The 22,145-nt window shown below is 38.4% G+C and carries 22 protein-coding genes; 8 read left to right on the top strand and 14 right to left on the bottom strand.

What is annotated here, in order from left to right; all coding sequences use genetic code 11:
* Positions 1–4: 4 nt before the first annotated feature.
* The 9 genes from LOS73_RS09680 to LOS73_RS09640 all read right to left on the bottom strand — a co-directional run bounded on the left by LOS73_RS09680 (position 5) and on the right by LOS73_RS09640 (position 7,910).
* Positions 5–1,153: an ATP-NAD kinase family protein gene (locus LOS73_RS09680; protein ID WP_033028256.1), complete on the bottom strand. Its 1,149-nt coding sequence runs from the start codon at positions 1,151–1,153 to the stop codon at positions 5–7.
* Positions 1,143–1,697: an elongation factor P hydroxylase gene (locus LOS73_RS09675; protein ID WP_033028255.1), complete on the bottom strand. Its 555-nt coding sequence runs from the start codon at positions 1,695–1,697 to the stop codon at positions 1,143–1,145. Before LOS73_RS09675 ends, LOS73_RS09680 begins: the two co-directional genes overlap by 11 nt.
* A 118-nt stretch (positions 1,698–1,815) precedes the next feature.
* Positions 1,816–2,277 carry a zinc-ribbon domain containing protein gene (locus LOS73_RS09670; RefSeq protein WP_033028254.1) on the bottom strand — a complete coding sequence of 154 codons (462 nt, stop codon included), beginning with the start codon at positions 2,275–2,277 and terminating at the stop codon, positions 1,816–1,818.
* A 62-nt stretch (positions 2,278–2,339) separates the two neighbouring features.
* A complete protein-coding gene (locus tag LOS73_RS09665) occupies positions 2,340–2,987 on the bottom strand; it encodes a glutathione S-transferase family protein (RefSeq protein ID WP_033028253.1) in 648 nt (215 codons plus the stop codon).
* 500 nt (positions 2,988–3,487) lie between these two features.
* On the bottom strand, positions 3,488–4,618 hold the full coding sequence (locus LOS73_RS09660; protein WP_033028252.1) for an ABC transporter permease: 1,131 nt from the start codon (positions 4,616–4,618) through the stop codon (positions 3,488–3,490).
* On the bottom strand, positions 4,608–5,558 hold the full coding sequence (locus LOS73_RS09655) for an ABC transporter ATP-binding protein (RefSeq protein ID WP_045984431.1): 951 nt from the start codon (positions 5,556–5,558) through the stop codon (positions 4,608–4,610). Before LOS73_RS09655 ends, LOS73_RS09660 begins: the two co-directional genes overlap by 11 nt.
* Positions 5,555–6,499 (bottom strand): HlyD family secretion protein, encoded by a 945-nt coding sequence (locus tag LOS73_RS09650; RefSeq protein WP_045984430.1) that lies wholly within the window; start codon positions 6,497–6,499, stop codon positions 5,555–5,557. Before LOS73_RS09650 ends, LOS73_RS09655 begins: the two co-directional genes overlap by 4 nt.
* The gene (locus LOS73_RS09645; protein WP_033028251.1) at positions 6,496–7,173 is read right to left on the bottom strand and encodes a TetR/AcrR family transcriptional regulator; all 678 of its coding nucleotides are present in this window, start codon (positions 7,171–7,173) and stop codon (positions 6,496–6,498) included. The genes LOS73_RS09650 and LOS73_RS09645 overlap by 4 nt, the downstream gene beginning before the upstream one ends.
* Positions 7,174–7,538: 365 nt before the next feature.
* On the bottom strand, positions 7,539–7,910 hold the full coding sequence (locus LOS73_RS09640) for a DUF4112 domain-containing protein (RefSeq protein ID WP_033028250.1): 372 nt from the start codon (positions 7,908–7,910) through the stop codon (positions 7,539–7,541).
* Positions 7,911–8,285: 375 nt separating this feature from the next.
* On the opposite strand from LOS73_RS09640, the gene LOS73_RS09635 reads away from it, so the two are divergent.
* Genes LOS73_RS09635 through LOS73_RS09620 form a run of 4 tightly spaced genes read left to right on the top strand, consistent with a single transcriptional unit; the run spans position 8,286 to position 11,247 of the window.
* Positions 8,286–9,404 (top strand): ISAs1 family transposase, encoded by a 1,119-nt coding sequence (locus tag LOS73_RS09635; RefSeq protein ID WP_457934899.1) that lies wholly within the window; start codon positions 8,286–8,288, stop codon positions 9,402–9,404.
* Positions 9,405–9,461: 57 nt separating this feature from the next.
* The gene (locus tag LOS73_RS09630) at positions 9,462–10,106 is read left to right on the top strand and encodes a DUF6795 domain-containing protein (protein ID WP_033028249.1); all 645 of its coding nucleotides are present in this window, start codon (positions 9,462–9,464) and stop codon (positions 10,104–10,106) included.
* Complete coding sequence (locus LOS73_RS09625; protein WP_457934898.1) at positions 10,103–10,864, top strand: lipase family protein; 762 nt, start codon at positions 10,103–10,105, stop codon at positions 10,862–10,864. Before LOS73_RS09630 ends, LOS73_RS09625 begins: the two co-directional genes overlap by 4 nt.
* Entirely contained in the window at positions 10,849–11,247 is a 399-nt protein-coding gene (locus LOS73_RS09620; RefSeq protein ID WP_457934897.1) for a hypothetical protein, read from the top strand. The genes LOS73_RS09625 and LOS73_RS09620 overlap by 16 nt, the downstream gene beginning before the upstream one ends.
* A 53-nt stretch (positions 11,248–11,300) precedes the next feature.
* Here LOS73_RS09620 and aroC read toward each other — a convergent pair whose 3' ends face one another.
* A complete protein-coding gene (aroC, locus tag LOS73_RS09615; RefSeq protein ID WP_008138551.1) occupies positions 11,301–12,398 on the bottom strand; it encodes a chorismate synthase in 1,098 nt (365 codons plus the stop codon).
* 227 nt (positions 12,399–12,625) lie between these two features.
* Positions 12,626–13,561 (bottom strand): 50S ribosomal protein L3 N(5)-glutamine methyltransferase, encoded by a 936-nt coding sequence (prmB, locus tag LOS73_RS09610; protein WP_033028247.1) that lies wholly within the window; start codon positions 13,559–13,561, stop codon positions 12,626–12,628.
* Between the two features lie 153 nt (positions 13,562–13,714).
* Between prmB and smrB the strand changes: the two genes are divergently transcribed.
* Both smrB and LOS73_RS09600 read left to right on the top strand, forming a co-directional pair.
* Positions 13,715–14,272, top strand: a complete 558-nt coding sequence (gene smrB, locus LOS73_RS09605) for an endonuclease SmrB (RefSeq protein WP_024598396.1) — start codon at positions 13,715–13,717, stop codon at positions 14,270–14,272.
* A gap of 27 nt (positions 14,273–14,299) precedes the next feature.
* Positions 14,300–15,229, top strand: coding sequence for an AEC family transporter (locus LOS73_RS09600; protein WP_457934896.1), 930 nt, complete (start codon positions 14,300–14,302; stop codon positions 15,227–15,229).
* 1 nt (position 15,230) lies between these two features.
* Here LOS73_RS09600 and LOS73_RS09595 read toward each other — a convergent pair whose 3' ends face one another.
* From LOS73_RS09595 to sixA, 3 genes are read right to left on the bottom strand one after another with little or no spacing between them, the layout of a single operon-like run.
* The gene (locus LOS73_RS09595; RefSeq protein ID WP_457934895.1) at positions 15,231–15,968 is read right to left on the bottom strand and encodes an SDR family oxidoreductase; all 738 of its coding nucleotides are present in this window, start codon (positions 15,966–15,968) and stop codon (positions 15,231–15,233) included.
* Between the two features lie 5 nt (positions 15,969–15,973).
* Positions 15,974–16,330, bottom strand: coding sequence for a RidA family protein (locus LOS73_RS09590; protein ID WP_033040656.1), 357 nt, complete (start codon positions 16,328–16,330; stop codon positions 15,974–15,976).
* A gap of 26 nt (positions 16,331–16,356) precedes the next feature.
* Positions 16,357–16,827, bottom strand: coding sequence for a phosphohistidine phosphatase SixA (gene sixA, locus LOS73_RS09585; RefSeq protein ID WP_007377738.1), 471 nt, complete (start codon positions 16,825–16,827; stop codon positions 16,357–16,359).
* Positions 16,828–17,019: 192 nt separating this feature from the next.
* On the opposite strand from sixA, the gene LOS73_RS09580 reads away from it, so the two are divergent.
* Both LOS73_RS09580 and LOS73_RS09575 read left to right on the top strand, forming a co-directional pair.
* Positions 17,020–19,743, top strand: a complete 2,724-nt coding sequence (locus LOS73_RS09580; RefSeq protein WP_033040657.1) for an insulinase family protein — start codon at positions 17,020–17,022, stop codon at positions 19,741–19,743.
* A gap of 54 nt (positions 19,744–19,797) precedes the next feature.
* Complete coding sequence (locus LOS73_RS09575; protein WP_007377736.1) at positions 19,798–22,059, top strand: sensor domain-containing protein; 2,262 nt, start codon at positions 19,798–19,800, stop codon at positions 22,057–22,059.
* The last annotated feature ends 86 nt before the right edge of the window (positions 22,060–22,145 follow it).

Here is a 22,145-nt window from a genome sequence, read left to right as displayed (position 1 = left end):
TCTCCTAGTTTTGCAAAGCACCTGTATTTTCAATGTTGTGGTGCCCTACTGCATACATAATATGGTCGTTAAATCCGGTGGTTACTTTAATATAACCCGTTAATTCATCATCTAATTCGCCATCGCCTGTATCACAAATAAGGGGGCGGCCATTAAGCGCTTGTAGTTTTGTTTTTGTTGCTACTACAATAATATTTTCTTTGCCAATTGCGCGTATAAGCACAGGACTCAATTGCTGGTTACCACGGCCAAATATATGCCCTTGCCCGCCAATGAGCGTAATGACTAACTTAGTACTTTGATCATGTGTAAGCTCAAGCAATTGCTTAGCCGTTAAATCTTGGGCAACTAAGGTTTGATCTTTTATTAAATCAACGCCAAGTAACGTATTTTCAAGACCCATTTCTTCCATTATGGCTTCAACCGTTGAGCCGCTACCCATAATATAAAATGTGTCTTCATCCATTTGCGATACAACATGCGCTGCAATGTCGGCAAGTACGAGTTCGTCGGTTTCTTTACCGCCATTTTTAACCGCTTGCATATAGCGTACTTCGCTAGGTGTTTGCATTTCGCCGTAGCGTTTGGCTTTTACTGTGCCTTGCCTGAAAGCATCTTCATCTATATCCATTACATCTGCATCGGCTAAGGTAACTAACTCACCCTTAACCAACATTTCGACTACGCGCCCTGCAGCCTTTGGCGTAATAGCGTAAACACCAGAATGAATTTTACAACCTGCGGGGATACCAAGTACAGGAATGGTATCCTCTATTGCATGGCAAATGTTACGTGCTGTACCGTCGCCTCCGGCAAATAAGACTAAATCAACACCAGAGTTTTTAAGTATTTTTGCTGCTTGTTCTGTGTCATTTGCGGTTGTTATTGCTGCAGTGTTATATACAACCTCTACATTAAAGCCCAAAGCTTTTGCTGTTTGCTCACCCATGTCACCGTTAACAGTGTAAATAGTTAAGCGTTCTTTATAAGGTAATAGCACCTCAAGCGCTGCTTTTGTACGGCTATTTGCTTTTGGCTCTGCACCTAATTCAATTGCTTTAGCGGCTGTGTGCGCGCCATCACTGCCTTTTAAGGCAACTGTGCCGCCTAAACCTGCTACAGGGTTTACAATTAAGCCTAATTTAAACGCCATTACAAAGCTCCTTTGGATGTTGCCAATTAAATTGCTGCGCTGTTAAGGGCCACGTTGTATTGTAAAAATCACACAGTGCTTTTAAAAGTGACTCTGTACGAGAGTTAAAGCCATTTTCGATTAGCGATAATACCCGTGCATGTACTCGCTGCTGAAAATCAAACCGACATGTTTGCTCGCCGTTTAAGTTATCCACCGACACATTAAAATTAAACCCTGCTGCGGTGCTTAATAACCACTCTATAGCTTGGGGCTTTATTTCTACCTTTTCAAACTCAGCTTGTTTTTGTTTGTCGCGCCCGTCTGGGCAGTACCAGTAGCCGTAATCTTCTAATAACCGACGTGCATCACCGGCCACCAGCCAGTGTGCTATTTCATGTAATGCACTGGCATAAAAACCATGCGCAAATACAACTTGGTGATATGGCACCTGCTCTGTTGCTGGTAAATACACAGGCTCACAATCGCCTTTTATCAGTCGTGTATTGTGACTTTGATAAAAAGTGCGCTCAAAAATTGAAATTAGATCAGCTATTTGATGCATAAAAATTGATTAATTCGTCTCGGTTACAGCGCCATATTAGCGCACTAAAAACGAGACGAATTGTACGGGCTTTTACAACTAAAGTAAAAATAAGGCGTGATAGTAAAATATAAGCGGATTAATCTTTCACTTTATTGATATTTTTAATAATACCAAAACAGTAAAGCGTATTGGCAAGTTCTTTACGCTGTGCTTTTTCGCTTGAGGTTTTATTGGCTAAGCTAGTTAACATATCGTACCGTTTACGTAAAGTTAGTATATATCTGGCATGCTTACGGCATTCAAAACAACGTGTACAGTGTGAATCGACCCAAAAATCAAGTACCTCAAACCAATATTGCTGCTCTTGAGCAAAAAAAATAAATGCCTTAGAGCAACTTTCGCACTTCTCTTCAATATCAACATAAAGTGCCCGAGGGTCAATGGCATAGTTTTGCTTTTTTATATCAGCCAATATTACCGTATTAGGGAAGTATTTAAGCCTCGAGTAACGCCAGTGCGCATTCTCTATCGCCTCTATTGTCACTGAGGTATTGGTAGATATCGGTTTATTGCCATACCTTAGGTGATTTAGATACATGAGCTGCCTAGTTTAAAACTTATGATTTTAAGGCATAGAACATGCCATATGAAAAATAATAATTATACAGGCGTTCCTGCTTCATCACACTCTACAATATCGGTTTCGGTTAATGCCTGAGTGATCCATACTTGCAATACTGGGCAGCGCATAACAAAGTCACAATATTGTTGCGCCTCTGGCGATAACGTAATTTGATAGGTTTTTAAGCGCAGTACAACAGGCACATACATGGCATCAGCAATACTAAAGTCACCAAAAAACCACTCATTTGGAAACACATCTTGTTGCTGTGCAAATATCTCGTCTATACGGGCTATGTCTTTTAGTGCTTCGCTCGATAGGTCTACTTTACGGGTAGCTCTTATATTCATTGGCATTTCGCTGCGCAACGCCATAAAGCCTGAATGCATTTCAGCGCTTAGCGCACGCGCTTTAGCTCTTTGGGTAATATATTTTGGCCATGCAGCGCCAGATAAGTAAGCATCGTTAATATATTCACAAATTGCTAGTGAATCCCAAACCTGTAAATCACCATCGATTAACGCTGGAACTTTTTGCAAAGCAAAGGTCTTTTTTAGTTCATTGTAAAAGTCGGGGGTGTCGAGTACCAGCTGGGTTTCTTCAAACGGTATATTAAATTTACTCATCAAATACCAAGCTCGGAGCGACCAACTAGAGTAATTTTTGTTTCCAATAAATAAATGCATTTAAATTTCTCACTAAGTAATACATATTTGGGAAAATGAATAACCTGAACACTGGAAAGATCTATCTCAAGCAACTATTTTCGACTAACTGCATTGAATTTACTTGCAATGAACTAGCTATTTACGCATAAATCTGACTAGTTACTATTAAAAGTGCATAGCTAGAGAAAAGTAAATTAAAATATCATAATGTACTGGCTATTGATTTAGCAAAGATGTTTTTCAAGTATGTAAAGCACCTTTTCCTGACAACATAATAGTTAACCTGAACTCTGGGTAATAAATCTATCTCGAGCAGCTATTTTCAGCACTAACTACGTTTACTAACAAAACGGTCAGGAGAGCTTACGCACTAATAAAAAATAATTATGACTACAAAACAGCTGGACCAGGGACATAAAAAGCAATTAGAGCTATACATAAGTGCTCATCTAAACTCTATTGTGTAGAACGAATTGATTAATTATGTGAATCCATATAATTGTACTGGAGAAACTTCCCTATTCTAATGTTTTATTAAAGCGCAATGAAGCAATAATTAACCCAACGAAGACAAATACCCCTAACCAAATAGCATCATATTCTAATATTAAAATACTTGCATCTCTCAATACAATAGCACGGATAATTCGCATGAAGTGAGTTGCAGGAAGCGCCTCAGCAATCCATTGTGCAACAATAGGCATCGCCTCATAAGGAAACATAAACCCTGATAGCAGAATAGAGGGTAGTAAAATAAATATAGTCATTTGCATAGCTTGCAATTGCGTTTTTGCTATCGTTGAAATCATTAACCCTAATGTTAAACTTGCTGCAATAAATAAAATAGATCCTACTAGCAAAGAAAGTATCCCTCCATGAATTGGGACAGAAAAAACCCAAAAACCAACGCTTAAAATAATAACAACTTGTATCAACCCAACGAACACATAAGGAGTTATTTTACCAACCATTAACTCAATCGGCCGCACCGGAGTAGTTATTAAAAACTCCATATTTCCCTGTTCTTGTTCACGAACGATTGCCGATGAAGTAAACAAAATCATTGTCATTGTCAAAATAACAGCCACTAAACCTGGAACAATATTAACTACTGTTCTTTGCTCTGGATTAAAATACTGAACCACAGCAAAACTGGGAGCCTTTTGAATAATAGGCCGATTACTTATCTCATCCAACGGCATATTACGTAGCCCTCTAATTGCAGATGAAATAACCGTATCAGAACCATCCACTATCCATTGCCCAATAGGTCTAGTCATTGACGAATTAATTTGTTGATGATTATAAAGAGAATGATCAAATAGCCGCCGAGTCAAATCACTTGGTAAATATAATACCGCTTTAATTTTGCCTTGTATAATTGCTTGCTCAGCTTCTTCGATTGAATTATATCGTGCAACAAAGTTAACCGATTGAGTAGCCGTAATTGCTTGTTCAATGGCTCTACTTTGTGATGTTTGGCTAAAATCCACGAGCGCAACCGGGATATGCCTTGCATCAGTATTAATTGCATAACCAAATAGCATTAGTTGTACTAATGGGATCATCAAAATCATAGCAAAAGTCATTCGGTCTCTAGATAGTTGTTTTAATTCTTTAATAAAAATCGCATAAATTCTAGTCCACATTTCTACCTCCAGTACAGGCGACAAAAACATCCTCAAGACTTGGGCGAACGATTAGTGCTTTTCGATTGTTGCTAAATTTTGCTATAAACGTTAATGGGTCTTGTACACAATGTTTTACTAATACTCTAAGGTGTGCACCAATTTGAGCCGCTGACAAGACGTTAGAGTTTATAATGAGTGTATGCTTTAACTCTCTTAATTTGTCTCCACTTACTTCGACAACATGCGCTGGCATTGCATCCATTAATGTTTGAGGGGAACCATCAGCGCGCTTTTTACCTTGTTCTAAGATAGCCAGTGCATGACAACGTTCGGCCTCATCCATGTAATGCGTAGATACCAAAATAGTGGTTCCTACATCACACAAATCAAATAACCGCTCCCAGAACTCACGTCGATTTTGAGGATCGACAGCAGAAGTTGGTTCATCAAGAAATAAGAGTTCAGGGGAATGTAAAGTTGCACAAGCAAGTGCTAAACGTTGCTTCTGTCCGCCACTCATAGAGCCTGCAAATTGATTTTTCTGTTGTTCTAAGCCATATAAGTGGAGTAACTCTTGAACCCGAACTTTCTTACGCTGTCTTGAAAAGCTGTAAATTGAACCAACGAAATTTAAGTTTTCTTCTACTGTTAAAGTGTCATATAAGGAAAATTTTTGCGTCATATAACCTATACGCTTTTTAAACAACTCTTCATTACCTAATAATGGCTTTCCTAGAATAGTAACGTCTCCCTCTGTCGGCGTTAATAAACCGGTTAATAGACGAATACTGGTCGACTTACCACACCCATTAGGTCCTAAAAAACCATATATACTTCCTTTTGGAATATTTAAATCGAGCTTATTCACAGCTAGTTTATCACCAAAACGTTTACTTAAACCTTTAGCTTGTATTGCATGCTCAACTGTTTCAGACACAATATTTCCATAGTTACTCATGGTATATGCACCTCAACAGCAAGCCCTGTGGGTAAGCTTTCTGCTTGCAAAAGATCAATATCAGTCAAGTACATTAATCGCGCTCTATCGCGTTCATTTAAAGCATAAAATGGAGTGTAGGCAGGTTGTGAACGAATATTGCGTACTCGTCCTTTAATAGGTGTATTAATTCCATCAGCAAATACATCAATTGGATCACCTACCTTAACCTTCATCAATGCTGATGCAGGTAAGTAAACTCTGGCATAAGGCTTAGCAATAGCTAAAACACTCATTAGTTCCGTCCCTGTAATTACACGGTCACCTTTATACCAAGGTAGGCTGTCAATAATGCCATCGACAGGTGCTTTAATAGTTAGGTCTTCTGCTGTTTTTTGTTGCCATAATAAAGCCGATTTTGCAGCGTCCACTCGAGCCTGAGCTTGTGACAAATCTTGCTGACGCGCGCCATTTTTTAACTCTAACCACTGCGCATGAGCAAGATTTTGTTTAGCTTTGGTACTATTTCTCTTTGCTTTTGCTACATCCATATCAGCAGTACCAACAGCATGGTTTTTATAAAGTTTAATAATACGTTGATACTGATCCAGAGCTTCTTTACTGTCTGAACGTGTAGCATCTAGGGCTGCTTTTGCCGCATTTAATTGCTCAACACGAGTACCAGCATTTAGTAAACTCAATGCCGCACTTACTTGTGCTAGTTCGGCATTTCGTTGAGAAACCAGTGCATTCGCACGCACTGTATCAAGCTGTAATAAAATATCTCCTTGATGAACAACAAGCCCTTCGTGTACCTTTATATCAACAATCTGCTCTGACGCAGGGGATGAAAGCTTAATTCTGTCGCGCTCTACAGTTCCCATTGCATAATCAATATCTTGCGTATCGCAACCAGATAGAAAAAGTTGACCTATAAATAACAATAACAAGCACATTTTCATAATGATCCGCCCTCCTCATTGTCATCACTTTGGTTATTTGGAAAGTTAAACAACCCCTGTTCTAAAAGAGTCTGATTATGTTCCGCCAGTCCCATTAACCAGCGTTCTCTTATCTCAACACCTAGTTGCTTTTGTACATATTCAGGAGCTAGTAACGGAAACACCATTAAACTCATAAAGCTTAAACGTATAAAATCTGTATTAAGGTTTGGATTAAGGTGACCCTGCTGCTCAAATGCTTTTATCCAGCTTTCGGAACACCGTAAAATGTTATCAAAAACACTAGTTAAAATAGCGAAAGTTTGCGGATTATCCTTTTGCCCTAGTACATGTAAAATCAGTTTTGGTAGCATCGGAGTTGCTGCTATCATCCGGTAATAGGTCTGCATTAGTCGTAATGGGTTGAGCTGTGCATCTGGAGTCAAATCTTGCTGAAATTGCGCTATCACGGGCGCTAATGTATCTTGCATTACGGCTTCAAACAAACCTGCTTTTGAACCAAAATAATAGCGAATCATTGCAGCGTCTACATTCGCTTCTTTAGCTATCTTTCGCGTTGAAACGCTATCAAACCCTTTTTCTGAAAAACAAATTTTGGCGGCGTCAATCAGGCTTTGTCTGGCTGATTCTTGGTTAGGGTCATCTTGTTTGGGTCTGCCTGCTTTGGCTGTCATAATGCTCTCTGCTTATTAATTCATCTATTGATGAATATAAACCACTTTAGCATTGCTTGATATGAAGATAATTCCTCAAAATAACCCTTGTTGAAGAGTTTAATAAATCAATTGCGAAAAAATAAACTCATTAATGAGAAAAACTTCTAAACATTGACGATTTATTCTATAAGTTGTGTATATTTTTTTGTAAAAAACTAATCGTTTATGATTACGTCTTAGGAATAGCCGCTACATTTTGCTGCCAATATGTTACAGGCAAGTGAATGGACAATACGTAAGAAAAGTTATCAATTTTATTTAAATTTTTAATATAAACAGCTTCAACGCGAAGCTCATATTCTGAATACTATATTAAGTTAATTTCATATTTTTTTGATATGATTTTTTAACAAGCAGGTGTTACGCGTATTTGCTTTAAAAAACGCATCAAATATATCGCCAAAAAATGGCACTAAGCCGCCCACAAAATCAATGAGCATATTAATGATCATCTTAGTCTTTATACGTTTACTCACACCTAAACGCTGCGCTTCTATAAGCACATAGCTTGATAAAATTAGCCCTGCGGCATCACCTATAACAGGGACTAAGCCAATCACAGCCTCCAAACCTATATTAAATTTAGTAAAAGGAATGCCAATGCTGCTATCTGTAAAATGACTAAACCTTTCCAAACGTTTCAGTGTTGATTCATATTCAGCGGATGTGAGCGTAGGTTGAATATTTTTACTCATAATAGCTACTTTTTATTTAATGTTGTTATATATAAACACTAGGGAGTGTTAATACTAAATGAATTACAAAACTAATAAATTGGTACTTAAAGTTGGCTTTAAGATCAAAATCGTTAGCAAGCCCGCATGATAAGTACATGAAAATCGATCCAACAAATAAAACAACCTCGAGATCAATAATCAATACAAACTATGCATATAAATGGAAACTTTGAGAGAGATTACTTATTTGCAATAGCTATCAAAGCACTTTATAAAAACAAGTCCCCCTCGCTTTACATACATTTTTTTCTTAGTTAAAATCCAGGGCAAGATCACGAACTTTACCTTGACTTAAAAGTATGATCTTATACTCCTTTTTTAAGGAGCATCCCCATGTCTAACATTCAGCTATTTAAATATTTCGAATCAATCGACGACCCTCGCCAACAAGGTAAAGTTGTTCATAAACTATTTGATATCATATTCTTAGCTGTTAGCGCTGTTGTTTCAGGCTGTCAGGGCTGGGAAGAGATTGAAGATTTTGGTCATGATAGACTAGATTGGCTCAGAAAATATGTTCTTCTTGAACAAGGGATCCCTCGCCATGACACAATTGCTCGTGTAATGAGCCGTATTGACATGACGCAATTCCAAGATTCCTTTTCTTCTTGGATGAAAGCCTGCTCCAAATTAACTCAAGGCGGTGTAGTTGCTATTGACGGTAAACGATTGAAAGGTTCATTTAATCAGTCAGATAGACGCGATGCGCTTTATATGATCAGTGCATTTGCATGCGAAAATGGTGTTGTTTTGGCACAATGCCCTGTTGATAAAAAGTCGAATGAAATAAAAGCGTTGCCAGAGCTGCTTGAATTATTAGAGATAAAAGGCTGCTTAGTAACGATTGACGCTATGGGGTGTCAAAAATCAATTGCAAAAAAAATAGTTGGTAAAGAAGCCGATTACTTACTTGCGGTAAAAGCAAACCATAAAAGGCTACTGTCACAAATAGAAGATGTGTTATTACCTGAGGTAGCACGACAAGCATCTGATGGGCTCTTGTTTAACGAAGCCGATTATCAAAAAAATAGAGAAGAATTTAGGTGCTGTGCAGTGAGCCATAACGTGAGCGGTTTATCAGAAACGATACACTGGGAAGGTGTAAAAACAGTGGGTGTTATTGTTTCTTATAGAAAAGAAAAAGGTAAATTAAGCAATGAGTTATGCTATAGATACTATATTAGTTCAGCGAATTTAACAGCGGAAGAACTCGCGAGAGGAGCACGACAACATTGGCAAATAGAAAATGGATTACATTGGCGTTTAGATGTAGGATTTAAAAAAGATGAGTGTCGAATTAGGCGCGAAGGTGCAGCACCTGTATTTGCGGGGCTGAGACACATCGCATTTAATCAGCTAAAAGCAGAAAAAAGTTTTAGTAAAGGCATGCCCGCAAAACAGAAAAAAGCTATGCGCAGTACAGCCTACCTTGAAACGGTACTGAACGCATAGACTTTTTTCATGCTCTTGCCCTGAGTTAAAATCTAGGAAATTATGCAAGGATTGCCTATGAATAAATCTATTTATTTACCTCGATTCGCCATCTTGTTAATTCTTATTTGTGCTATTGTTTTTCCAGCCCTTAGTCAAGGAGAAGATATGTTTAGCTGGTTCAGAAAAAAGAAAGAAGTATTTTTAAGTCCTGATGTCAACGGCATCGTTACAGAAAATGGCATGCCAATTGCTGACTTAGAAATAATACGCTCATTAACATACATTGATGGCGTTGAACGACTTGATTCCGTAATAACAAGTGATGACGGGCGCTTTCATTTACCACGAAAAACTATACTTTCTTCTATCCCTAATAAATTAATTTCCGAAGATCGCGTCCACCAGAAGATTTTTATTAGGAAAGGTAACAACTTAATTATTGGTTTGTGGGGGGCTACACAACCAGGCATTTCAGAGCTACCTGAATTCACCGAAAAGCTTAAGTTTTTAAAGTGTGAAATAACTAATCAATTAGTCAGATTTGAATTTAAAAATAATACCAACAAATTTCTCAATAGAACCGCGACAAGTATTTGCAGATGGGATGAAGATTACAACCCAACGTGGGTTATGGAAAACGGTGAAGAAAAGTACGAAGTCCATAATGGCGATTTGAATGATTTAACAGAACGTTTCACAGGGAAGAAGGTTGAGCTATGAATAAAACAATATCACCAAGTACGGCAGCTTCTGTCGCAAATAGAGTTTATGACATAAGAAAAAGCTATGACTTCAGCGGGGAGTTTCATAATGACTTTGTCAGAAACTTTAAAGTGACTAACAATCAAATTCAGGGCGTTAGTGGTGGGTTAATAAACCAACTTATAAACCGTACGACAGGCTTCGCTCTGACTGCTGAAGGTGCTTCACCACAATTCAAAAATCACCATATTATTGCTATTCGTGGTACTGTTTTCTCATCTTGTGCAGATTGGCTAACCAACTTAAATGTTGCAACAACCCTTGGCCCTAAAAACTTGGAGGTACATTCAGGTTTTGAGAAAGCTTTCATTAGTATGGAGCCTATGTTTAATTCTTATATAAAAAAACATAAACCAGAATTTTTGCATATTGTGGGGCACAGTTTAGGTGGTGCTATTGCTCAGCTTACGGCTATCTGGGCTAGTAAAAAAGGTATACCTACGAATTTGTATACTTTTGGTGCGCCTAGAGTAGTATTAAATAATTCAATACACTCAGCAGCAACTAATATCGGTCAATATCGAGTTACTCATGGCGCCGATCCTGTACCTTGTGTACCAGCCTGGCCATTCAGCCATACCTCTAATGAATATCAAACAGCTATGAATGAAGGATCCTTTTTCAGTCTTGCCGCACACTCTATGGAAAAAGTCAACCTGGTTACGTTAATACAGTTGCTGCATACAGTGATTATGCAAGTATGGAAAATTCTTTGAAGACCCTACATCATAATCATACTGTTTTAAAGTATTCATCTCGTTACAACGTAACCTTTTCACTCAAATGGCAACGAATAATTACAGACGGCCTAATAACTTTTTTAAAGAAAACAGGACAGTACGCTTTTATTTCAGTCCAAGCAGGATTAGGTCTCGGACTAACTTTCTATGACACCCTTGCCCGATGTTTATTTGATTCTGTAGTCAAATTTGTAGAATTAACTGAAGAATTAAAAGGCTTAATTGGTCATATGCTTGCGTTTGTGGGGAAAAAAACTTACGAAGTTAAGGAGCTAAGTAAGCAATTCATCAGATGGGTGCTCGGTTTGATGATCAAAAAGCTTTACATGGTTGCAAAACAAGCTATTGATCTTATTTAAATTAAAAGGAGCGCGGCCGCCTCATAAGGTTTAACCGCGCTCATAATAAACACTTACACTGAGCCGTTAATTGGCCCGTGTTCGTGGTTTACATGTGGATTTTGTCCGCGTTGACGCAGTAAATGGTCCATTAATGTAATAGCCATCATTGCCTCAGCAATCGGGATTGCACGAATGCCAACACACGGATCGTGACGACCTTTAGTGATCATCTCAACCGCTTCATTGCTTGTATTAATGCTGTTACCTGGGATGGTAATGCTCGAGGTTGGCTTTAGCGCAATAGAAGCAATAATGTCTTGCCCTGTCGAAATACCCGCAAGTACGCCACCTGCATGATTTGATGTAAAACCTTCAGGGGTTAGTTCATCACGATGCTCAGAGCCTTTTTGCTCAACTACGTCAAAGCCATCACCAATCTCAACGCCTTTAACAGCGTTAATACTCATTAATGAATGTGCAAGTTCGGCGTCAAGACGGTCAAATACTGGCTCTCCAAGACCAACAGGTACATTGCTTGCCACTACTTTTACTTTAGCGCCAACTGAGTCACCTTGCTTTTTAAGGTCACGCATATATTCGTCAAGCGCTTCAAGCTTACTTGCATCAGGGAAGAAGAATAAGTTATTTTCCACTTCATCCCAGTCAAACGTTTCCGCCTTAATAGGGCCAAGCTGACTTAAACATGCTTTAACTTCAATACCATGAAATTGCTTTAAGTATTTTTTAGCAATAGCACCTGCCGCTACACGTATCGCGGTTTCGCGTGCAGATGAACGACCGCCACCGCGATAATCGCGCAAGCCGTACTTATGCCAATACGTGTAATCGCCATGACCTGGGCGAAATACATCTTTAATTTTGCCGTAATCTTGCGAGCGTTGATCGGTATTTTCAATCAATAAACCAATGCTGGTACCTGTGGTTTTACCTTCAAAAACGCCTGCTAATATTTTTATTTGATCGCTTTCACGGCGCTGCGTTGTGTAACGGCTTTGGCCTGGTTTTCGGCGATCTAAATCAATTTGTAAGTCGGCCTCTGTGATTTCAAGACCTGCGGGAGTACCATCAACAACGCCGCCTAATGCAACGCCGTGGCTCTCACCAAAGGTGGACACTTTAAATAACTGCCCAATGCTATTACCTGCCATTAACTTTCCTCATTCCTAATGACTACCAATAGCCAAGCACAGGGCTTGGCTATTCATTTTTTACTTATACCAATTCAAATAAATAGCTGATCTATTTTACTTGCTAAAACAACCCATTTCTTTGTTGTAAATTTCGCAAAGGGAACAACCATTTACATCAATTTACGCCTAGAACTGAATTGTTTTTTCGGCGTAAAATTTAGATCACATACTTAATGGAGTTGGTATTATTTTGCAAAATACTCATCTAGCTGCTTTTTGCTAATTACAAATACACCTAAGCCGCCTTGTTCAAATTCAATCCATTCAAACGGCGCGCCCGGATACAGTGCATCCATATGTACCATAGAGTTACCAACTTCTACAAATAACAAACCGTTATCTGTTAGATGATCACTCGCTTCGCTTAATATAGTACGGGTTACATCTAAACCATCGTGGCCTGATGCAAGCCCAAGCTCTGGTTCATGATGAAACTCACGTGGCAGGTCAGCCATATCTTCTGCATCAACATACGGTGGGTTTGCTACTATTAGGTCGTATTTTTGACCTGGTACACCGCTAAATACATCAGATTGAATCGGTAACACGCGCTCAGTTAACATGTAATCGTTAATGTTTATGTCTGTCACTTCAAGCGCTTCATACGATATATCTACCGCATCAACTTGTGCCTGCTCAAAAGCTTGCGCAAGTGCGATTGCGATACAACCCGAACCCGTACATAAATCTAATATACGGTTAACCGATTGTGGCTCTTCAAGCCAGGGTGTAAAACGGTTACTGATAAGCTCAGCAAATGGTGAGCGAGGTATAAGTACCCGTTCATCAACATAAAATGGCATACCCGCAAACCATGCAATGTTTGTTAAGTAAGGTACTGGCGTGCAGTCGTTAATACGTTCTGCAATAAGACCCGCAAGTCGGTTTTTTTCTGTGCTTGTTAAACGCGCGTGCATTAATTCTTTTGGCGCATCAACAGGCAAGCTAAGCGCAGGCAGTAATAAGCTTACAGCTTCATCCCATGCGTTATCTGTACCGTGTCCAAAAAATATACTACTACTTGCAAATTGGCTTGTAGTCCAACGTAACCAGTCATGTAAAGTTGACAGTTCTGCAACGGCTTCTTCGAGTGTTGCTTCTTCTATTTGTAAATCGCTCATATATTTTTACCTGTATTAGCTTACTGACTGTTTTGAGTCTTTAAGACGATTGCATTGCCTATCTGCGCTGGGCAAATTACAATTGCCCCCTCATTTAAGTATTGTACCGCCTTTTGCGCTGCGTTTTTACGTTTTTTTGTTTAGGTAATAGTTATGAAAAAAGACACTCCATCACATTCGTCCCTAAGCAATGACGACATAAGCTTATTTCGTCAAACGATCACAGGCGCTAAAGTATTTAAACAAGATACTCATCGTTTTGATACAAAACCTAAGGTGTCACAAGCTAAGCAATTTGCCCAGCAAAAAAAGCAGGCTCAGTCTGAATTTTTTTTCTCAGACGTTTATATTCCCGATATAGACACCCACGGTACGGTTAAATATGTAAAACCTGGCCAAGATAGCTTCCTAGCTAAACAGCTTCGCCGTGGTGACTTTGCACCCGATTTGACGCTAGATTTACATGGCTTAAATAAAGAACTTGCTAAAGATGAACTCGCTGGACTCATTCACGAGTGTAAAAAGCAGCATTATTATTGCGCATGTGTAGTGCACGGTATTGGCGGCGGTGTACTAAAGCACAAAGTACCGCAGTACTTAGTACAGCATCCTGACGTAATAGCGATGCACCAAGCCCCTCTCGAATATGGTGGAAGAGGCGCTGTACTTATTTTAATTAATTTACCGCAAAGTGATGAATTTAGACGCTAACTTTAGCCATTACTAGGATGTAACTACGTGCATATTTTTTCAATTATTTTTCCGCTCATTTTTATTGTTGCGTTTGGTTATAGCTGTTGCCGATTAAAATTTTTCGACAAGCAGCATATCGCAGGCCTGAGTAAGTTTACCTTTTATATTAGTTTGCCTGCTTTTTTATTATTAAATATGTCGCAAATTAACTTACAGCAAAGCATTAGCCTTTTTGCATTTTTGAGCTTTTACATACCTGTTCTGAGTGTATTTGGGGTGGGTATTTTAATTGACCGCTTTCATTTAAGTAAAAAACATTTAAAAAATTACCAACAACACGGTGTATTTGGACTTGCTTCTAGCTATTCAAATATGGTGTTAGTGGGTATTCCTATTGTTATTGCATCGCTTGGCAAAGAGATGATAGCCATTGCGTTTATGATCATTACTTTTCATAGCACTTTGTTATTTGCACTTACTTTTTTAATAGGCGCTAAAGGTAGTAGCGATAAATTTTCGTGGTCGCACTTTGGAAAAAGTATGGTGTTAAACCCAATAGTACTGAGTATTGGATGCGGGCTTATATTAAACATATTAGGAGTAACACTGTTTACCGACTTAGCAAATAGTTTAGAGCTATTAGCTAAACCAGCAATTGCCTGTGCGCTATTTGTACTTGGTGCAAATTTAGCTTTTTATAAAATAGCTGCAAATTGGCAACCGGCGTTAATAGCATCAATTTTAAAAATATTTTTATTGCCTGCGTTAGTTTTATTGGTAGGTACTTATGTATTTGAGCTAGACACGCAAATACTTAATGTATTGGTACTTTTAAGTGCGTCCCCTGTTGGCGTAAATGCTTATCTTATTGCAAGTCAAATAAAGCAGCATGAAGCTACTCTTGCTGGGGCAGTCGTACTTTCTACTATCTTAAGTGTTATTAGCTTTACGTTTTGGCTAGCTTTATTACTTTAGCTTACAAACCGCCGGCTACATCAACAAAGCTACCCGTTGTAAAAGAAGCGTGCTCCGAAGCTAAAAAGTAAATTGCTGCAGCAACTTCCTCGGGTGTACCGCCTCTGCCAAGGGGTAATTTACTTTTAAGGCGATCGACTCGGTTTTTTTCACCACCATCGCTATGCATATCAGTGTAAATAAGCCCTGGTCTAACCGAGTTAACACGAATACCTTTACTTGCCACCTCTTTTGCCAAGCCAATAGTAAATGTGTCCATTGCACCTTTAGATGCTGCATAATCAATGTACTCATTAGGAGAGCCCGTTTTAGCAGCCCTAGATGATACATTAACAATACTGCCGCCATTTCCCATTCGCTTTATAGCCTCACGGCTACATAAAAAAGCACTGGTAATATTTGTAGTCAAAACTACGTTTATGCGCTCAGAACTCATTTCTAACAAAGGCATTTGTGGCTTTAAAATACCAGCGTTATTTATTAGTACATCAAGCCGACCAAAGACTTTATCTATATGCATAAATAAAGCTAAAACGTCAGCCTCTAGTGATACGTCACCTTGAATTACTTCAGCCTCAACGCCTAATCGCTTTACTTTTTCTGCCACCAACATTGCACTAGCTAAATCAGCTTTATAGTTAATGCAAACATTATAACCTTGCTTTGCAAAATATAGTGCGGTGGCTGCGCCAATACCTCGGCTAGAGCCTGTGATAAGTACAACGGGGGAGCGATTCATTAAAGCTAGTATTCTTTTAAAGCTGCAACTACTGAAATCTCAACAAGCAGTGCATCACGTGCCATTTTAGCTTCAACGCAGGCACGTGCTGGTGCATAACCCTCGGTTACCCATGCATCCCATACTGCATTCATATCAGCAAAGTATTCCATGCTCTTTACATAAATAGTCGCGCTAAGCATATGTTCTTTTGAACTTCCCGCTTCATCAAGCAGCGCCTCTACTTTATCAAGCATAGTTTGAGTTTGTTCTTTGATATCTTTTTGCGCGTCGGCGCATACCTGCCCACATAAATACACAGTGCCGTTATGTTTTACAATGCGGCTCATGCGCGCACCGGTTTGAAGGCGTTCAATAGTCATTTCTTCACTCATATTATTAATTAAATTTATACATTATCGGGAGCATTGATACTCATATACTGGCTGCGTTGAGTTCTTTCATCGTAACTTATTACAGCAATGGCACCCGTATTAAAAATAGGCATGTTACCAGGGCATAATTGATCAACTAAATAACTCACAATTGGCATATGTGCTACCACAAGCCAAGTGTTGCATTGGGGGTGTGCTGCTATAAGCGTTTCGAGATAATCCGCTGCTATTTGCGGTTTTCCTTCAGGTACAATATCACTGCATGTTTCGCTAAATTTAAACTCTGCATTTTTAGCAACGTTTTCTGCAGTTTGCTGAGCACGAATGTAAGGGCTAACTAACAAGGCATCAGGTGGGTAGTGTTTAGCAAGCCATAGGCCCATTTTCTCGGCTTCAGTATGACCCGTTTGAGTCAAATTTCTAGCCGCATCATCAGCCTGCATCGGTGTTGCTTCGCCGTGGCGCATTATTAGGATTGTTTTCATAAAAAATCAACCGATTAAAGAATATAAAACAGTAGCCAATTTGCCCATTTGTCCGCTATATTAAAAACATAAACCTATTTTTTTCTAAAATAGTTCTTTCGTGATATTCAGGTAAACCTTTTAGTCGTATTCCACTTTCCTGAAGTTATCATCTGTTGTTAACAAGTAAACGTTTAATTTCAGGAGCATCATTTGAATATCAGTCGCAATGATAACAGAGCATATAAAGCTCTTACACTGGACAATGGTCTAAAAGTACTACTTGTGCAAGATAAAGATTCAACAAAAGCGGCTGCATCTATGGCAGTAAATGCTGGTCATTTTGACGATCCTCTTGATAGACAAGGCCTCGCACACTTTTTAGAACATATGCTTTTTTTAGGTACTGACCAATTTCCAGACTCTGGTAGTTTTAATAATTATGTATCTCAAGCCGGTGGAAACACTAATGCGTGGACTGGCACAGAGCATACCTGCTATTTTTTTGATATTAATAATCAAGAATTTAAAAATGCATTAGAGCAATTTAGCCGCTTTTTTATTGCGCCACTTTTAAATTCAGCCGAAACCGAAAAAGAACGTAACGCAATTGAAGCCGAATTTAAACTAAAAATTAAAGACGATGGCCGCCGTATTTATCAAGCACATAAAGAAACGGTAAATCCAGCCCACCCTTTTGCTAAGTTTTCAGTTGGTAATCTACAAACGTTGGCAGACAGGGAGCGCTGTATAAGTGACGAACTTCGGGATTTTTTTAATGCTTTTTATCAAGCCCAGTGGATGACGTTAGTTATTTGCGCCAATGAAGAGCTCGACACCTTACAAAGCTGGACTAATACATATTTTAACGAAATTAACGGTAATAAAAACCTTAAAAAACCAGAGATCAGTGAGCCACTTTACCGTAAACAAGATATAGGGAAAGTGCTGCATATTGAGCCGCACAAACATATGCAAAAACTGATTGTCAGTTTTGCGATGCCAAATATTGACGACTTTTATCGCCATAAAACGGTGAGTTTTATTGCCCACTTACTTGGCTATGAAGGCGCGGGTTCTCTTTATTCTATTTTAAAAGAACAAGGTTGGATAAATGCGCTCTCAGCTGGCGGCGGTATTAACGGCAGTAACTTTAAAGATTTTAATATAAGCATGGCGCTCACTGACGAAGGTATTGAATATTTTGAAGACATTATTGAAATGGTGTTTGAATATATTTGCTTAATTAATGCCAATACAGAGAAGTTACCTCGTCTTTATCAAGATAAAAAAAACCTATTACAAATTGCTTTCGATAATCAAGAAAAGTCACGTCTAATCGATTGGGTCAGTAATTTAAGTATAAATATGCAACATTACGATGAAGTCAATTATGTACAAGGCGACTACTTGATGGAGGGCTTTAAAAAAGCCACCCACGAAATCGCAATGCAATGGTTAACGCCGCATAATATGCGTATTGTTCTTATCCACCCTGATGTAGAAGCAGAGCACAAAACTGCATGGTATAACACCCCTTATAAAGTTGAAAAAATATCACCCAGCTGGCTCGATGCTTTAAGTGATATAAATAAACCACTGAAAGATATGCTACTGCCAACGGCAAACCCTTACTTAACAAAAAATGTGGTGCTATATGATGTAGAAAAACCACAAATAAAACCTGAACTTTTAGTAAAAGAGCCCGGTTTTGACTTTTGGTTTAAGCAAGACAATACTTTTAGAGTAGCAAAAGGCCATTTTTATTTAGCCTTGGACTCTGACTTTGCAGTAAAAGACGTAAAACACATGGCACTGACTCGCTTATTTACTGATTTATTTATGGATAGCGTAGGTGAACAATTTTACCCAGCGGAGCTGGCAGGGCTAAGTTACCATTTAACATCTCACCAAGGCGGTTTAACACTGCATACAGCCGGATTATCGTCTAGCCAATTAGAATTAGTTGATGAGCTTCTTGACGCCCTATTTAATGTCGACATTTGTGCAAAACGTTTTGCTGAGTACAAAAAACAACTTGTCAGGCACTGGCGAAATAGCAACCAAAACAAACCAGTTAGTGAACTGTTTAGTATTTTAGGTGCTAAAGTAATGCCTTGGAATCCACAACCAGACCAACTTGCATCAGCATTAAAAAACACAAGTTTTCAGCAATTTAATGAATTCAGACAAGACTTTTTTAAAGCACTACATGTTGAATCATTTTTACATGGTAACTGGCAGCAAAGTGATGCAATAGCCTTTCAAAAAAAGGTCGCCGAACACTTAAAAAACGCAGCCATAATAGATGATTTAAGACGTCCGCTATTTGAAATTGAAAAAGTAACACGCTACGAACTAGAGCTGCCTTGCAGTGACCATGCAATGGTTGTGTATTATCAAGCAAAAACTGATTGTGTAATCGAAAAAGTTAAATTAATGGCACTTAATCATTTAATGAATCAAGACTACTTTAACGAGTTACGAACCACACAACAGCTAGGTTATTTAGTTGGGGCTGGTTATGCTCCTTTTAACACTCGTGCGGGTATTGCTTTTTATATACAATCGCCAAAGTTTATCGCAAAAACATTAATGCATAGACATAACAGCTTTGTTAATAAATATTTAACCAACATCGATGAGCTTAATGAAGAAAATTGGCAGCAACAGAAACATGGCTTAACGACCCATATTGCTGAAAAAGATAAAAACCTTCGGTTACGCTCGCAACGTTTTTGGCTTGCAATAGGCAACAGAGATCATGAATTTAATATGCAGCAAAAGTTACTTAATGCATTAAACGCATTAACACTCAAAGATATAAAAGAGTATGCCGTCATCCTATTTGATGAAAATCGACCAAGATATGAGCTTTTAAGCTCAGCTAAAGACAATAAACCTCAAAATATGCCTGTTTATTCGCATTCTCTTTGACTCTTGGTTTAGCTTGTTTTAGATTATCATTTGTAAATTTGAAGTAATAAAAAAATGATAATCAAAATAATAACAAAATTAAGCTTGTCAGTTGTATTACTTGCTTACTCATTTAAGCTTTATGCTTTTGAGTCATCATTTAATTACAATTCAGATACCATCCTTATTTTAGCAAGCGCCATTATAGCGCTTGCTTTGCCTTATCTGTTGTTTGTCATCCACAAACTTAAGCGCTCACGTCGACAACTTCGTTTATCCGAAAGGCGCCTTAAAAGTACTGTTGAAGGCAGTGGTGATACTTTATGGGATTGGAACATAAAAACGGGGGAAGTTATTCGAATAAACGACAAATATATGATGAACTCAACTACGTTAATAGGTTTCCCTCCAAATAAAAGTCTCATTCACCCACTCGATATTACAAACGTTGAACACTTACTTAAAAAACACTTTGCAGAAAAAACCGTTTTTTTCGAAGCGACTTATCGTATTAAAGATACCTTTGGCCGTTGGCATTGGGTACTTGATCGCGGCAAAATTATAGAAAAAGATACCAACCTATCACCACTAAGAATGACGGGTACTGTACGAGATATATCACAGTTAAAATCAACCGAAGAGCGTTTGAATCTCTTTGCAAAATGTGTTGAGTCGCTAACTGATGCGCTGGCTATTTACGACAAAAACTTTAAGTTAGTTGATATAAACCCTAGTTTTTTAACCCTCTTTGGCGGTGTGCGAGAACAATACCTTAAAAAAGACTTTACCTTACCGGGTTATGAACAAGGCTTCATTGATACAATTATCGAAATTGTACGTGAGAATGAACATATTCAACGAGAGGTAAAGCTACGTAATAGCGAACGCGTTTTACTACCATTTGAAATTTCAATTGATGAAATTAAAAATGATCAAAACCAAATTACAAATTACGTGATTGTTTACTCTGACTTAACTGAACGTAAAAAAGCAGAATCACAGCTGCATAATTTATCAAATCGCGACCGTACAACAAGCCTGCCTAACCGAAATTTATTTTTTACCGATTTACATAAGTTAGTTAAACAAAATTCACACCATGCGCTGCTTGTATTCGATTTAGATAACTTTAAAAAGATAAACGACTCATTAGGACACCAGTTAGGCGATAGCCTGCTTGCAAAGCTCGCTATGCGCTTAAATAAACTAACCCGAGAGAACGATGTATTTTACCGTTTAGGGGGCGATGAGTTTGCTCTAGTAATGTCTGATACCAATGATATTCATGTGATCACCCGCACGGCTAAACAGTTTTTAGCCGCTATTGCTACACCTTTTAAAATGGCTGGTCATGAGCTCGCGATTACTTCAAGCGTTGGCATTGTACTCTTTCCTGAAGATGGTAATACACCAGAACTACTTTTGAAAAATGCAGATACGGCCATGTATCACGCTAAAAAGAAAGGTAATAGTTATCTGTTTTTTAACGACACGATGAACCGCCAAGCAGTTAAACGCTTGCAAATAGAAAACCTTATGCGTTTTGGCCTAAAAGAAGATCATTTTGAGGTTTACTATCAACCAAAAATGAATATTCGCACCGGAAAGTTAACAGGGATGGAGGCGTTGGTTCGCTTTATAACCCCTAAAAAAGGCATTATTAGCCCTGGTGTATTTATACCTATAGCTGAAGAAACAGGTCAAATAATTGAAATTGGTGAAGTGGTATTAAACAAAGCTTGCAGAGATGTTAAACAATGGCTTGATAGCGGTCTATTTAGTGGTCGAGTCGCCGTTAATTTATCAGCTAAACAATTCAGCCTACCCGATTTAACATCTCGCATTGACGTTATTTTACAAAAAAATGAACTACCTTCATATTTCTTAGAGCTTGAAATTACCGAAGGTACTGTAATGGATGATCCCAAAGAAGCCATTGCGATTATGCGCTCATTAAGTGCCCGAGGGATTCACTTAGCAATGGATGACTTTGGCACCGGTTACTCTTCCTTGGCGTACTTAAAACAATTTCCGCTTAACACGTTAAAAGTAGACAAGGCATTTATAGATGATATGAAAAATGAACGTGGTCGTAATATGGTCGACTCAATTGTGACGATTGCACATAACCTTGATTTACATGTCGTTGCCGAAGGGGTTGAACAGGCTGAACAAATTGAAATACTAAAAAAATTGAATTGTGAAACAGTACAAGGTTACTTTTATTCTAAGCCACTCTCTAAAGACGAGTTTACTGATTTTTTGAAACAACAACAAACTAAAGCTGCGCCTAGTCTAATTAGAACGGATACTGAAAATATGGCATCAATAAGCTAACCAGACTTCCAGTTAATACCAATCTGCTTAGGTATGGGGTGATTTAATTCGTTAAATTGTCCCAACACTTATTCAGAACGGTATAA

Source organism: Pseudoalteromonas sp. SCSIO 43210, assembly GCF_054133285.1.
Note: the sequence above shows the minus strand (reverse complement) of the source record. Positions and strands in the feature narration are given on the sequence as shown.

What these genes read in the sequence shown, in the direction of transcription:
- LOS73_RS09680 (WP_033028256.1), bottom strand. Translation starts at nt 1,153, where the DNA reads ATGGCGTTTAAATTAGGCTTAATTGTAAACCCTGTAGCAGGTTTAGGC.
- LOS73_RS09675 (WP_033028255.1), bottom strand. Translation starts at nt 1,697, where the DNA reads ATGCATCAAATAGCTGATCTAATTTCAATTTTTGAGCGCACTTTTTAT.
- LOS73_RS09670 (WP_033028254.1), bottom strand. Translation starts at nt 2,277, where the DNA reads ATGTATCTAAATCACCTAAGGTATGGCAATAAACCGATATCTACCAAT.
- LOS73_RS09665 (WP_033028253.1), bottom strand. Translation starts at nt 2,987, where the DNA reads ATGCATTTATTTATTGGAAACAAAAATTACTCTAGTTGGTCGCTCCGA.
- LOS73_RS09660 (WP_033028252.1), bottom strand. Translation starts at nt 4,618, where the DNA reads ATGTGGACTAGAATTTATGCGATTTTTATTAAAGAATTAAAACAACTA.
- LOS73_RS09655 (WP_045984431.1), bottom strand. Translation starts at nt 5,558, where the DNA reads ATGAGTAACTATGGAAATATTGTGTCTGAAACAGTTGAGCATGCAATA.
- LOS73_RS09650 (WP_045984430.1), bottom strand. Translation starts at nt 6,499, where the DNA reads ATGAAAATGTGCTTGTTATTGTTATTTATAGGTCAACTTTTTCTATCT.
- LOS73_RS09645 (WP_033028251.1), bottom strand. Translation starts at nt 7,173, where the DNA reads ATGACAGCCAAAGCAGGCAGACCCAAACAAGATGACCCTAACCAAGAA.
- LOS73_RS09640 (WP_033028250.1), bottom strand. Translation starts at nt 7,910, where the DNA reads ATGAGTAAAAATATTCAACCTACGCTCACATCCGCTGAATATGAATCA.
- LOS73_RS09635 (WP_457934899.1), top strand. Translation starts at nt 8,286, where the DNA reads ATGTCTAACATTCAGCTATTTAAATATTTCGAATCAATCGACGACCCT.
- LOS73_RS09630 (WP_033028249.1), top strand. Translation starts at nt 9,462, where the DNA reads ATGAATAAATCTATTTATTTACCTCGATTCGCCATCTTGTTAATTCTT.
- LOS73_RS09625 (WP_457934898.1), top strand. Translation starts at nt 10,103, where the DNA reads ATGAATAAAACAATATCACCAAGTACGGCAGCTTCTGTCGCAAATAGA.
- LOS73_RS09620 (WP_457934897.1), top strand. Translation starts at nt 10,849, where the DNA reads ATGGAAAATTCTTTGAAGACCCTACATCATAATCATACTGTTTTAAAG.
- aroC (WP_008138551.1), bottom strand. Translation starts at nt 12,398, where the DNA reads ATGGCAGGTAATAGCATTGGGCAGTTATTTAAAGTGTCCACCTTTGGT.
- prmB (WP_033028247.1), bottom strand. Translation starts at nt 13,561, where the DNA reads ATGAGCGATTTACAAATAGAAGAAGCAACACTCGAAGAAGCCGTTGCA.
- smrB (WP_024598396.1), top strand. Translation starts at nt 13,715, where the DNA reads ATGAAAAAAGACACTCCATCACATTCGTCCCTAAGCAATGACGACATA.
- LOS73_RS09595 (WP_457934895.1), bottom strand. Translation starts at nt 15,968, where the DNA reads ATGAATCGCTCCCCCGTTGTACTTATCACAGGCTCTAGCCGAGGTATT.
- LOS73_RS09590 (WP_033040656.1), bottom strand. Translation starts at nt 16,330, where the DNA reads ATGACTATTGAACGCCTTCAAACCGGTGCGCGCATGAGCCGCATTGTA.
- sixA (WP_007377738.1), bottom strand. Translation starts at nt 16,827, where the DNA reads ATGAAAACAATCCTAATAATGCGCCACGGCGAAGCAACACCGATGCAG.
- LOS73_RS09575 (WP_007377736.1), top strand. Translation starts at nt 19,798, where the DNA reads ATGATAATCAAAATAATAACAAAATTAAGCTTGTCAGTTGTATTACTT.